Genomic DNA, 13,059 nt, shown 5'->3' on the forward strand with positions numbered 1-13,059 from the left:
GGGCCTGAACATAGGAAAAGAAGGAGTCAGCATTGCCAAAGAGCACCAGGGAAACTCTGAATTTTTCTTATTGGCGAAAGGTGATGGCTCTGAAATAATTTTGCAGACAATCGATAAAGACAAACCTTTTTATGTTTCTCCAGGTGAAGAAGCGGATACGATGGAGTTCTTCTACATAGTTGATGGCAGTTGCAGCTACAAAGGCGAGAATGAGAACATTGTTTTAGGGAAGGGCGATTATTTCTATACCCATTATTTGCAGGAAACCGCTTATTTTAGCTCCCTGACCGAATTGAAACTGCTGTGGTACACCACTAAGCCTGCTTTTCATCTCATCAGCCATCGGGTTAAAAAGCTGGAGGATGTTCTCAAACAAGTTCAGAATAAGGACAATTACACGTACCAGCACAGTGCAAGAGTCCAGAAATTCTGCATTATGCTCGCCAGAATGCTGAAAATGTCGAAGGATCAATTGGAAGACCTGTATTATGCCGCCGCTTTTCACGACGTAGGAAAGATTCATACACCCGAGGAAATCCTAAACAAGGAAGGACGCTTGACTCCGGAGGAGTTTGACATTGTCAAACGTCATTCCTACGACGGGTATGTTATGGTCAAAGAGTTGCACTACAACAATATTTGCATCATCATTCTCCAGCATCACGAACGGCTTGACGGCTCGGGATACCCTTACGGAATCAAAGAGGACGAGATCATGCTGGAGGCCAAAATTATCGGAATCGCCGATACCTTTGACGCCATGACCTCCGACCGCCCGTACCGAAAGGGGCTTCCGGCCGAAGTAGCAATGGATGAGTTGAGGCGGCTTTCGGGCATCCACTATGATGCCGAACTGGTTCGTCTGTTTGAAAAAGCATTGATTGCCGATGGCCTGCTGAAGGCCACGGAAGAAGAATGACCTTCCCGATTCGGGAGGGTCATTCTTTATATTCGGGTGCTCAGGCGCCGAAAAGGTTCTTCGCCATTCCGGAGGCCGTGAAGCCCCTATCTACCTGAGTCCAGCAGTTCTTTCAGCCGTTCCCGTTCCAGCAGCGTCACCGTGTTCCCCTTGAAGGAAATCCAGCCGTTGTCGCGCAGGATGCCCATCTCCCGCGACAGGGAAGGACGGGCCGCATTCAGATGCTCGGCCCACTGCTTGCGGCTGAATGGAAGCCGCACGCTCTCTGTTCCCTGCTGCTGGGCCAGCTGGAGCAGATGATGGACGACCCGGCGGCGCAGCGGCCCCGCCGACAGCATTTCGATCTGACGGTTTACCATGACAAGCCGTTCGGAGAGATTCTCCATGAACCGGGACATCATGTCGGTGTCCTCGGCGAACAGGCGAAGCAGCTCCTGCTTGCTGATGAACATGGCCGTGCTGCGGCCCGATGACATGATGGTGGCGGGGTAGCGGTTATCTCTGCGGAACAGTACCGCCTCTCCGAACGTCTGCCCTTTGCCCAAGCGGGCGATCGTGATCCCCCCGCCTCCGGGCTGAAGCTTGTGGACTTCCACCTCCCCGGACAGGACAATACCGAGCCGGTCTGCCGTCTCTCCCTCGCTTACAATCATCTCGCCCTTGCGGCAGCTGCGGACGGAGAACCGCATCGTATCCAGCAGTTCTTTAATCTCCTCCGGCGTCTTGCCGCGAAAAAGAAGAGAGGTTTTCAGCACCTCTGCCTCCACCTTCATCTGCAGCCTCCTGTCTCCAGTCTGGTTTCGTATATAACATGACGTCTGACTCTGAATTTTTTAAATAAACGGTAACATGTGTTACCGAATGTTTGGGGCCAGTCTACTACAATCGTTACAACAAGTAAAGATGCCGACAGAAAGGACTTACCGCCAAATCAAAAGGAGTGGATAAACCATGAGCAGCATGTTCTGCTTTCAATGCCAGGAAGCCGCGAAAGGCACGGGCTGCACGATTCAGGGCGTATGCGGCAAGACCGACGACGTTGCCAATCTGCAAGATCTACTGCTGTACACACTGAAGGGCATTTCTGTGTACGCGGCGAAAGGCCGCGAGCTTGGATTGACGGATTTCGCATCAGAGCAGTTTATCGTCAAAAGCCTGTTCGCGACGATCACCAACGCCAATTTTGACCATGACGGATTTATTGCCCGTGTTCGGGAAGGCCTGGCGATTCGGGAGCAGTGGAAGAACAGACTGGCCGGTTCTTTGGCCGCCATTCCGCTTGGAAGCCATGACGCTGCTCAGTGGTCCCTGGCGACCGACGCTGAGCTTGAGGACAAAGCGGCTCAGGTAGGCGTGCTGGCGACGGAGAACGAGGATGTCCGCTCCCTGCGGGAGCTGCTCACCTACGGCATCAAAGGGATGGCTGCCTATATGGAGCACGCTGCGGTTCTCGGCTATCACGACGCAGAGGCCCAAGCCTTTTTGGAGCGCGGCCTGGCCGCTACACTGGATAATGGGCTCACAGCGGATGAACTGGTTGGACTCGTTATGGAATGCGGCAAGCATGGCGTTACCGTCATGGCGCTGCTTGACCAGGCCAATACGGAAACCTACGGCAATCCGGAGATTACGAAGGTCAATATCGGCGTCGGCATCCGTCCCGGCATTCTGATCAGCGGACATGATCTGAAGGACATGGAAGAGCTGCTGAAGCAGACGGAAGGCACGGGCGTTGACGTGTATACGCACAGCGAAATGCTTCCTGCCCATTATTACCCGGCTTTCAAGAAATACAGCCATTTTGTCGGCAACTACGGCAATGCCTGGTGGAAGCAGAATGAGGAATTCGCGAGCTTCAACGGCCCGATTCTCATGACGACCAACTGCGTTGTGCCGCCGAAGGACAGCTACAAGGACCGGCTCTATACGACCGGCAACACAGGCTATCCCGGCGTGAAGCATATCGAAGACGGCAAGGATGGAGCGGCTAAGGATTTCTCGGCGATCATTAAGCAGGCCAAGACCTGCGCGCCTCCGGCGGAAATCGAGACCGGTGAGATTGTCGGCGGCTTCGCCCACGCAGCCGTGATGGGTGTGGCGGACCAGGTAGTGGAGGCGGTACAGACGGGAGCGATCAAGCGCTTCTTCGTGATGGCCGGCTGTGACGGACGGATGAAGAGCCGGAATTACTATACGGACTTTGCCCAGGCTCTGCCGAACGACACTGTGATTCTGACGGCAGGCTGCGCCAAATACAAGTACAACAAGCTCGACCTTGGCGATATCGGAGGCATTCCTCGCGTGCTGGACGCAGGCCAGTGCAACGATTCCTATTCGCTGGTCGTCATAGCTTTGAAACTGAAAGAAGTATTCGGTCTGGACGACATCAACGACCTGCCGATCAGCTACAACATTGCCTGGTATGAGCAAAAAGCCGTCATCGTGCTGCTGGCGCTGCTCTATCTGGGCGTCAAGAACATCCATCTCGGCCCGACACTGCCGGCATTCCTGTCGCCTAACGTGGCGAACATTCTGGTAGAGACCTTCGGCATCGGCGGTATTACGACCGTGGACGAGGATATGGAACGCTTTTTGTCGGCTGTGTAAGGAAGACTATGTAAGGGAGCTTAGTAAGGAAGCTCATGTGGCAAGCCTGTCCGCTTATGCGGCAGGCTTTTTTGAAATATAAGAATGTATTATAAGCTGCGCGCTTGTCACAGCCTTCTATTTCTCGGTAACGCATGGTGTCTAAGGACGCCGTAAGGCGTTTATCCTTGGTCCCTGTATTTTTGCATAGAACAAGAACAACCAGGCTGCCCAAGCTCTTCGAATACTTCGTTGCATCCTCCAAGCCATACAATTAAAATTTTGAATTCAAAAGTTTAAAGATATAAAATGAAAGAGATACATAATCGCGTGGGAGGATCATAATCGTGGAACTTGGAATTAGCAGCTTTGTAGAAACAACTCCCGACGTTCAGACGGGTGAAACGATGAGTCATGCGCAGCGTCTCCGCGAAGTGGTGGAAGAGATGGTGCTTGCGGATGAGGTGGGACTGGATGTTTTCGGCGTGGGAGAGCATCATCGCCCCGATTTTGCCGCTTCCTCGCCGGCGGTGGTGATGGCGGCTGCCGCCTCCTTGACCCGGCGCATTCGCTTCACCAGTGCGGTCACCATTTTGTCCTCAGCCGATCCGGTCCGGGTATTTCAGGATTTTGCAACGCTGGACGGTCTGTCGGGAGGACGTGCGGAGATCATGACCGGCAGAGGCTCATTCCTGGAGTCGTTTCCGTTGTTCGGTTATGATCTGAAGGATTTTGAGGAGCTGTTCGAGGAGAAGCTGGACCTGCTTCTGAAGCTGCAGCAATCGGAGAAGGTCAACTGGAGCGGCCGGCACCGGCCGGCCATCCCGAATCTCGGCGTATACCCGAGACCGGTGCAGAACCCGCTGCCGATCTGGATCGGCAGCGCCGGAAGTCCGGAATCCGCAGTCCGCGCCGGAGAGCTTGGATTGCCATTTGCACTGGCGATCATCGGCAAGGTGAATCCTTCCGATTACGCCGAGCATGTACGGCTCTATAAGGAAGCGGCGGCGAGGGCAGGGCATGATGTATCCCGGCTGCCGGTGGCGTCGCACTCGCATGGATTTGTCGCCGAGACGAATGAAGATGCCCTGGAGCAGTTCTTCCCTTCTACCTATGCCAGAACGAACGTCCGGGCAATCGAGAAAGGACTGCCGCCGTATCAACGCTCGGATTACGAGGCTGCCTGCCGTTTTGACGGTGCGCTCTATGTGGGAGACCCAATGACCGTTGCCCGAAAAATCATCCACCTGCGCAAGCATGTGGGTGTTACACGGTTTTTGCTGCATTTACCGCACGGCACGATGCCGCACGCGGAGGTTCTGAAGGCTATTAGGCTGTTTGGAACCGAGGTTGCGCCGCTTGTACGGCAGGAGGTTGCGGACTGGGAACGTCTGGAGGGATGACCGACCGGCAGCCCTACGTAGGAGAAATAGCGATGATCCGGCAGTGACTTCCATTTGGGAAAAGGGCGCCTCTGGAGACGGGAGCTTGAAGGCGGTAGGCAAGGATGCCGAAGCGGGTACACCGACGCACTTCTCATTGCCTAGAAGTTCCCCTTTTTCTGCTCGACATGTGAGCTGCTGCGGTCATTTTGGGCTACATCTGCCCTGGACTGCCAGCAAGCCGGCGGCGGCCGTTCGGCCTATTCACAATGATTCCGTAATGTGGTTTTCTGAATGATGGCAGCTTACTCTACTACTTAAAATGCCATATGAATATCAGGAGGCCCGGAAATGACAGGACAGGTGCTAAGACGAATCGGAAGAAAGGGTGCGCAAATACTGCCGGCGATTTGCTTGCTGACCGGTTTAATCGGGACGGCCGGGATTGCTGGGGCAGCAAGCGGAACAACGGGCACGGCAACGCCAAGCGCCGCATTCAAGGATATCAGCGGACATTGGGCGCAACAAGAGATTGAAACAATGGTAACCGACGGGATTCTGAACGGATATCCGGACGGGACATTTCGGCCTAACGAGCCGGTCCAGGTGGACCAGTTCGTCAAGATGCTGATCTTGTCGTTCAGTGACCTTCATCCCGATCAAGAACGAAGCTGGCGCACCTCCTTTCTTGCTTCGCTCACGGAAGAGAATCGCACGATCCTGAAGCAGGATTACCGGTATTTCAACTTCAAACCTGCCATGACAGGATACTGGGCCAAGCCCTATATCGATGTGGCGAGCGACTTGAATTTTCTGAACAAAAGCCGTTACAGCGATTTTCAGGCGGATATGACCCGGGAGAATGTGGCGGAGGTTTTGTTCTACACGCTTCAGGAAACCGAGTTCCTCGAGGATGAGCAGTTCAGCCGTTCGGTGGCTGCGGCGTATGGAGATTTGACCAGCGCGAGCGAACGCGAGCAGAGATTCATTGCGGAATCGCTGATCAAAGGGATCATGCAAGGGTATCCGGACGGAAAGTTTGGCGTAGGCCGGTATGTGACGCGAGCGGAATCGCTCGTGCTTTTGAACCGCCTCATCGACAAGACGAAGCGGATTCCGATCCAGCCTCAGGCCGACAAGCTGCAGCGGCTCGTGCCGACAGCCGGCGGGCAGAAAATCGTTGTGTTCCCGAACAAGCAAATGTGGGATGCGTATGACACGCTGCTGAAGGCCGGACAGCTTCGCGGCTCCAATTATGATCTGCTGGACACGACGCTTCGATTATTTAAGGATGAGAAAGAGAAGATTGCGGTTCAGCAGAGCGGAAGTATGGGCAATACCGGAGCGGGAAGCGTGGCGGCGACGGAAGAAGCGGCGATTTGGCTCGATCCGACATACAACACATATGGCATTACTGTTCGGCTCCGTGAAGGGACGCTGGCGCGGAATGAAGAGCCGATCAGGCTGTTCGCCAATCAATTGTTTACATATGATGCAAGCGCTTTTCATACCTTCTTCACCTCAATCTGCGCCGACATGGAAGCAGGAAAGCTGCTGGCCGACAAGCAGGCGACCGTGGGCGACTATACGGTTAACGTCCTCGTGAACAATGCCGACAAGACGCTCGTCTTCTCGATCGCAGCCAAATAAGGATGAGGGATTAAGCCGCATAACGCTGCTCCTGGCTCGCAGGATAAGGATTGTCTGAAATGGCTCGAGGAATCCCCCTCATCATAAAAAAGAACGCTGGCCGCAAATGCCCAGCGTTCTTTTTGTTCTCCGAAATGCGGACCTTCTGCTGAAATTGACAATAGACTGCCGGGTGCCAGGCCCTGCGAAGGTTCCTAATCAGCACCGGACCGGTGTCCCGATGTATGAGCGATTATCGTCTTCAGGACTGTGGCAGCCGATACACCGCAAAGGGCTCGCCGCCTACAAATGGGCGGCTGATCTCGTCCAGCTTGTCCATGATCTCGGCGCTTAGCTCAAGACTAACGCTCTCGAGGCTGTCCTCCAGCTGCCCGGCGCGCGTCGCGCCGACGATGACCGTGGAGACAGCCGGACGGTTCATCAGCCAGGCCAGCGAGAGCGCGGCCGGCGTCGTGCCGAGCCCGGCGGCAAGACGGCCCGTCTCTTCGCCGAGCGCAATCCGCTCCGGAGTCAGGAACCGGGCGAAGTTCGGGTCGGTATCGGCCCGGGAGCCGGCCGGAGCGCTCCCGCCGCCGCTGTACTTGCCGGTTAGAATGCCTCCGGCGAGCGGGAAGTAAGGGATGATGCCGACGCCCTGGTCGAGGCAGAGCGGCGTATACTCCCGCTCAGGCGTCCGGTCGGCAAGGGAGTAGCTGCACTGAAGCGAGACGTAGCGCGTCAGATCCATGCGCTCGCTGATGCCGAGCGCCTTCATAAGCTCCCAGGCGGCGTAATTGGAGGCGCCGATGTAGCGCACCTTGCCGGACGATACCATGTCGTCCAGCGTGCGCAGCGTCTCCGTAAGCGGCGTGTTCGGATCGAAGGTGTGGATCTGGTACAGATCCACATAATCCGTCTTCAGCCGCCGGAGGCTGTCTTCAAGCTCGCGCATAAGATGAAAGCGCGAGGAGCCGCTGCCGCCGGGCCCGGGGCTGCGCACAAGCCCGGCTTTGGTGGCCAGCACGGCCTCGTGCCGCCGACCGGCAAGCGCTTCGCCGATGATCCGCTCCGATTCCGTGCCGGCGTAGATGTTGGCTGTGTCGATGAAGTTGATGCCGCGGTCCAGCGCAGTATGCAGCACGGCCGTGGAGGCCGCCTGGTCCGCCCGCTTGCCGAAGGCGTTGGTGCCGAGCCCAAGCTGTGAAACCTGAAGTCCGCTATTGCCAAGTCGTTGGTATTTCATCTATGATCGCTCCTTTAGTGTCGGTTGCTTGTGTGACTTTCCGGGTCCGCTTCAAGTATAAGGCGGAGTGGATGCGCCTGGGCTTACGGCTTACTGCACGCCGGTTGTCCCAACAGGCTCATTCCCGGCTTCGCCGAACAGTTCACTCGCCGTGTCCAGGAACAGCCGGACCGCAAGCGAGGCGCTTCCGGCTGGGCTTACCGCAAGAACAATGTCGCGGGTAGCGGGCGGATCAAGCTCCCGGATTGCGACGCCCTCCGGCGGGGCCAGCAGGGATAGCCGGGACATGACCGCGCAGGCTAGGCCTTCCTTGACCATGTTCAGCCCCGTGTGATAGTTGCCGATGATGTACTTGGCGGACAGGTCCGCATCCGCCCGGCGGAACAGATCGACGACCGGCGGCTCGTAGCCTGACCTGCAGATGAGCATCGTCTCATCCGCCAGCTCTTTGGCCCGAACGACAGGCTTCGCCGCAAGCGGATGGCTGTCCGGCAGCACCGCATAGAGCTTCTCCGTGAACAGGGGATAGGTCTTAAAGCCGTCAAACGGCGGAATGAGAATGCCAACATCGATGACTCCGTTCTCCAGCCACTCCTTGATCTCCGCAATCGAGCCTTCATGAAGCCGGAAATCCAGCCCCGGATATTTGCGGGTGATGGCGCCAATGATCGGCGGAATGAAATAGGCTGCCGCAGCCGGAAAGGCTCCCACGGAGATGAGGCCTTTCTCCAGCCCTTTCTCCGCGGCGATTTCCTGATCGACAAGGTCATAGCCTTTGAGAATATCCCGGAAGATCACGAGTACCCGCTTCCCGATCTCCGTCAGTGAGATGCCGCGCCGGTCGCGAACCAGCAGCATGACATCCAGCTCGGCCTCCAGGGTGGAGATTGCCCGGCTTACGGCAGGCTGGGTCATGTTCAGTTCCTGGCCGGCCCGGGTGAAGCTTCCGCTCTCGGCGATTTTGACGAACAGCTCCATTTGCGCTTTGTTCATAACAATTCTGGTATGCTCCTCATGAATAATATTCATTTTATTTATGGTTGCGGTTATTGTATCATCTTAACAGATCATCATTCAAGGAGGGCCGAACATGTCCCGTTCCAAAACGACTTTTCTGCTGCTGATGTTCCTGATTCTAGTCTGGGGCATCAATTGGCCATTATCAAAAGCGGCGCTCGCCTATGCGCCCCCGCTGCTTTTCTCCGGCATCCGTACCGTCATCGGAGGAGTGCTGCTCATTCTGATCGCTTTGCCAAAGGCGAGGCTTCTGAGGCTCAGGCAGCTGTGGCCTATATATCTGATGTCGGCTCTGCTCAGCATCGTGTTCTATTACGGTTTCCAGACCATCGGCCTGCAGTATGTGGCGCCAGGGCTGTTCTCGGCTATCGTCTTTTTGCAGCCGGTGCTGCTCGGAGTGTTCTCCTGGCTGTGGCTTGGCGAGTCCATGTACGGACGCAAAATCGCAGGCCTGGTGATCGGCTTCCTTGGAGTGGCTACTTTAAGCGCCGGGGGATTCTCGGGCAGCATCTCCCCGGTTGGCATTGTGCTGGCGCTGCTCAGTGCGCTCTGCTGGGCGCTTGGGACGATCTACATCAAGCGGAACGCCGCAAGAGTAGACATTCTGTGGATGACGGCCATGCAGATAACGATCGGCGGCGTCATTCTGCTGGCGGCCGGAAGTATGACCGAATCTTGGGGGGCGATTACCTGGAACGCCGCATTTATCTCCGAGACGTTGTTTATCGCTGTATTTGTGATTGCTCTTGGTTGGCTGGTATACTTTAAGCTAATCAATGAGGGCGAAGCGAGCAAGGTGGGGTCCTACACTTTCCTGATTCCGCTTGTTTCCATCGGCTCAAGCGTCCTTTTCCTAAATGAACAGATAACGCTGAATCTGGTGGCGGGTCTGATGCTGGTCGTAATCAGCATTATGCTGGTTAATGTACGGCCAAGAACGGATCGGCTCGTAAAGGTGGCGTTCTCGAAGGAGGATAACCATGATTATTCCGGTAAGCGGGCAGAGTATTCATGACAATTACAAAATTCTGATCGGCAGTGTTGTGCCGCGGCCGATCGCGTTCGTTACATCCATTGATGCGGATGGCGTCGTCAATGCGGCGCCCTTCAGCTTCTTCAACATCGTGAACGATAATCCGCCGATGATCATGTTCTCGTGCGGCAAGCGTCCGGATGGAACGCTGAAGGACACGGCGCGCAACATTCTGCGCAGCGAAGAGTTCGTGGTGCACATCACGGATGAGGATAACATCGAAGCGATCAATCATACGTCGATCAACGCTCCGGAAGGCGTGAGCGAGCTGGAACTGGCGGGCCTGACGGCTGTTCCGTCGGAGATCGTGGCCGTTCCCCGCGTTGCGGAGAGCCCGGTCGCGATGGAGTGCCGCCTCGTCCATCATGTGGATCTAGGCCACTTCGACCTGTTCGTGGGTGAGGCGCTGAGCTTCTACGTGCGGGATGATCTCATCCACAACGGCCGGATCGACATCGCGGGTCTGAAGCCGGTCAGCCGGCTGGCGGGCAACTCGTACAGTCTGATCGGCCGCATCTTCGATCTGGAACGTCCGGTCTACGGAGAATAACGGGACGCGAGCCGCTGGAAGGGACAGAGGCATCCAATACAGACCAGGCAATACAGATCAGGCAGCACATGAAGATGGGACGCTCCCAAGCTTAAAGTGATAGGCTCCCCATATAGTAGACAGGTGAAATTATTAAACCTGTTACTGTATGGGGAGTCTTTTTAGGTTGAAAGAAGATGCTGTTACCCTGCTCAATCGCAACTATTCAGGCGACTTTTTAATTTCTATGTTATGTTATATAAATTGACGTGAAGGTCGGTTAAATCGACAAAATGTTATTAGACTTTACATTTTTTTTGTTGACAATAACATGGTTTACTCTATAATGAGAAACAAGCGGCGGGCAGCGATGCTTTTATTCAATCTCATGTAACCTATGATTACATTATATTGCAGCAGAGGTGTTGCCATAGATGATTACTTCCGCCGGTCAATGGAAACAGGATATTCTCAGGATTTACAATGAAATCAACAAGAAGCTGTTTAACACTGGTGTCAGACAGCAGAAGGTCGATTTTGTCGGAAACAAGATCATCATTTTATCCATCAACAGCCGGGTCCCCGTACTTAAGGTATTGGATACCCATAACGCTTCCGCAGGCCGGGAAATCAATCTGGTGCTGTACGAGGTGTTCAAGCGTGAAATCAGGCAGGCGTTTATGGATGAATTTCAACTGAATATCAAGGCCGTTCTGAAAGATTATGATGTGGAGACCGAGTATTCCGGTACGATCATAATTTTGGAGAAGGACTTGGAGCATTATCTGAACGTTACGTTGGAACTCTAGGACAAGCGGAGAGCCGACCTGCCGTCAGTTTCGGACATCAGCCATAGGGCTGTGTCTTAAACTGGCGGCTTTTTTATTATCTGCCGATGCTGAACAGATGTGCCGCGAACTCAAAATGAATCAGGAGGATGAACAGATGAAGACCAAGATTGAAATTGCCGGAGTAAGCAAGTGGTTCCGCCGTGACGGGAAGGAAATTGCGGCCATGCAGGAGACCAATCTCAGCATTGAAGAAGGCAGATTTGTCAGCATAATCGGCCCGAGCGGCTGCGGCAAATCCACGCTTTTCAACATCATCGCCGGGTTGACTCCTCCATCTACAGGCCGCGTACTGGCGGACGGGGAGGATATCGTCGGGAAGACGGGACATGTGGGTTATATGCTGCAAAAGGATATGCTTCTGCCATGGAGAACGATCCTGGACAACATCATCCTTGGCATGGAAATCCGGGGGGTGCCGCGCAAGGAAGCGGTGGCCCGTGCCCAGCCGCTCATGGACCGTTACGGACTCAAAGGCTTTGGCGGCCATTATCCGGCTGAGCTCTCCGGGGGAATGCGGCAGCGGGCGGCGCTGCTGCGGACCTTGCTGTATGACAGAGATATCATACTGCTGGACGAGCCATTCGGCGCGCTCGATGCCCAAACCCGGCTGACGATGCAGAACTGGCTGCTGGAAATCTGGGAGGATTTCCGCAAGACGGTGCTGTTCGTTACCCATGATATTGACGAAGCGATTTACCTCTCAGATGACATTTACGTCTTCTCCGGGCGGCCGGGAAGAATTATTTCCAAAATCTCGGTAGACATGCCGCGGCCGCGTCATATGGAGGATACCGTATCCGCTTCTTTTATGGAGCTTAAAGCCCATCTGCTTGATTTGCTGTCGGACAACGGGACAAAGCGGGCGGCGAATATATCGTAACTGCGGACAAGCTGGATGAAACACAACTAAAGGGGGAGAACAGGATGGAGAGTGTGCAGAAGAAAGGGTATGTCATTCATAATTTCGAAGTGGCGGACAGCGCGCCTGCCTTGAAGCAGGAGACGAAGCAACCGACGCCGTTCGTTCAGGATGAAGAGGCGATGGAACGCCGGAACAAGCGGATGATCGGTATCGGAAGGTTGGCGGTGGCGCTGCTGACAGTGCTTCTCTGGGAAGGGTTAACCCGCATCGGCTGGATGGACGCCTATTACTGGAGCAGTCCGAGCCGTATCCTCAGCACGACCTGGACGCAGATCACGGAGGGCACTCTGCTGGAGGATATCGCCTACACCTCCGGTTCGACGATTCTCGGTTTTGTCGGCGGGACTGTCCTGGGTTCCTTGCTCGGCCTGTCGTTCTGGTGGTCGCGGAAGTTCGCCGGCATTTTCGAGCCGTTTCTGATTTTGCTTAATGCGATGCCTAAACTGGCGCTTGCTCCGGTGTTAGTTATTCTGTTGGGTATCGGCTTTTTCTCCAAAGTAGCGCTGGCGTTCACCATGACGGTGATCGTTGCCGCCTTGTCGGCGCACAGTGGAGTGCAGAGTGTGGACAAGGATATGGAGAAGCTGATGTACTCCCTTGGCGCAAAACGTCATCAGGTGTTCACGAAGGTAGTCATTCCCTGGGCCATGCCCTGGATGATTAGCAGCCTGCGTATCAATATTGCCCTGTCGCTTGCTGGTGCGATTGTTGGTGAATTTATCGCTTCCAGCCATGGTATCGGACGGATGGTCATTTATGCCGGAACCATTCTCGATATTAATCTGGTCTGGGTCGGCGTAGTGGTCTTGTCGGTACTCTCGATGGTGATGTATATGGGGGTTGTCCTGTTGGAGAAATGGTTGTCCAAGGGCTATGGAGTGAAAAAGGCTTAGAACTAAATCGATAGAAATCCGATCAAAGGGGAGAAAATGATGAAGAATGTTCGAG

At 54.9% G+C, this 13,059-nt stretch carries 12 protein-coding genes; 9 read left to right on the top strand and 3 right to left on the bottom strand.

Going from position 1 to position 13,059, the window contains the following annotated elements; translation table 11 throughout:
• Window positions 1-100 precede the first annotated feature (100 nt).
• On the top strand, window positions 101-919 hold the full coding sequence (locus KIH86_RS28985; protein WP_223081441.1) for an HD-GYP domain-containing protein: 819 nt from the start codon (window positions 101-103) through the stop codon (window positions 917-919).
• A gap of 86 nt (window positions 920-1,005) precedes the next feature.
• Here KIH86_RS28985 and KIH86_RS28990 read toward each other — a convergent pair whose 3' ends face one another.
• The gene (locus KIH86_RS28990; RefSeq protein ID WP_223081440.1) at window positions 1,006-1,692 is read right to left on the bottom strand and encodes a Crp/Fnr family transcriptional regulator; all 687 of its coding nucleotides are present in this window, start codon (window positions 1,690-1,692) and stop codon (window positions 1,006-1,008) included.
• 178 nt (window positions 1,693-1,870) lie between these two features.
• Here KIH86_RS28990 and hcp point away from each other — a divergent pair, with 178 nt between their 5' ends.
• The 3 genes from hcp (at window position 1,871) to KIH86_RS29005 (ending at window position 6,537) form a co-directional block, all read left to right on the top strand.
• A complete protein-coding gene (hcp, locus tag KIH86_RS28995; RefSeq protein WP_235775680.1) occupies window positions 1,871-3,526 on the top strand; it encodes a hydroxylamine reductase in 1,656 nt (551 codons plus the stop codon).
• Window positions 3,527-3,852: 326 nt separating this feature from the next.
• Window positions 3,853-4,908, top strand: coding sequence for an Atu2307/SP_0267 family LLM class monooxygenase (locus KIH86_RS29000; RefSeq protein WP_223081439.1), 1,056 nt, complete (start codon window positions 3,853-3,855; stop codon window positions 4,906-4,908).
• 330 nt (window positions 4,909-5,238) lie between these two features.
• Complete coding sequence (locus KIH86_RS29005; protein WP_223081438.1) at window positions 5,239-6,537, top strand: S-layer homology domain-containing protein; 1,299 nt, start codon at window positions 5,239-5,241, stop codon at window positions 6,535-6,537.
• A gap of 241 nt (window positions 6,538-6,778) precedes the next feature.
• Here KIH86_RS29005 and KIH86_RS29010 read toward each other — a convergent pair whose 3' ends face one another.
• Window positions 6,779-7,759, bottom strand: coding sequence for an aldo/keto reductase (locus KIH86_RS29010; protein ID WP_223081437.1), 981 nt, complete (start codon window positions 7,757-7,759; stop codon window positions 6,779-6,781).
• 90 nt (window positions 7,760-7,849) lie between these two features.
• Window positions 7,850-8,752: a LysR family transcriptional regulator gene (locus KIH86_RS29015; RefSeq protein ID WP_223081436.1), complete on the bottom strand. Its 903-nt coding sequence runs from the start codon at window positions 8,750-8,752 to the stop codon at window positions 7,850-7,852.
• Between the two features lie 97 nt (window positions 8,753-8,849).
• Here KIH86_RS29015 and KIH86_RS29020 point away from each other — a divergent pair, with 97 nt between their 5' ends.
• The 5 genes from KIH86_RS29020 to KIH86_RS29040 all read left to right on the top strand — a co-directional run bounded on the left by KIH86_RS29020 (window position 8,850) and on the right by KIH86_RS29040 (window position 13,004).
• Window positions 8,850-9,791, top strand: a complete 942-nt coding sequence (locus KIH86_RS29020; RefSeq protein ID WP_223081435.1) for a DMT family transporter — start codon at window positions 8,850-8,852, stop codon at window positions 9,789-9,791.
• The gene (locus tag KIH86_RS29025) at window positions 9,757-10,359 is read left to right on the top strand and encodes a flavin reductase family protein (protein WP_223081434.1); all 603 of its coding nucleotides are present in this window, start codon (window positions 9,757-9,759) and stop codon (window positions 10,357-10,359) included. Before KIH86_RS29020 ends, KIH86_RS29025 begins: the two co-directional genes overlap by 35 nt.
• A 413-nt stretch (window positions 10,360-10,772) precedes the next feature.
• Entirely contained in the window at window positions 10,773-11,147 is a 375-nt protein-coding gene (locus tag KIH86_RS29030; RefSeq protein WP_223081433.1) for a Na-translocating system protein MpsC family protein, read from the top strand.
• 136 nt (window positions 11,148-11,283) lie between these two features.
• A complete protein-coding gene (locus tag KIH86_RS29035) occupies window positions 11,284-12,069 on the top strand; it encodes an ABC transporter ATP-binding protein (RefSeq protein ID WP_223081432.1) in 786 nt (261 codons plus the stop codon).
• Window positions 12,070-12,230: 161 nt separating this feature from the next.
• Window positions 12,231-13,004: an ABC transporter permease gene (locus KIH86_RS29040; RefSeq protein ID WP_407672380.1), complete on the top strand. Its 774-nt coding sequence runs from the start codon at window positions 12,231-12,233 to the stop codon at window positions 13,002-13,004.
• Window positions 13,005-13,059: the final 55 nt, after the last annotated feature.

Source organism: Paenibacillus sinensis (assembly GCF_019904155.1).
Classification (GTDB): Bacteria; Bacillota; Bacilli; order Paenibacillales; family Paenibacillaceae; genus Paenibacillus_AQ; species Paenibacillus_AQ sinensis.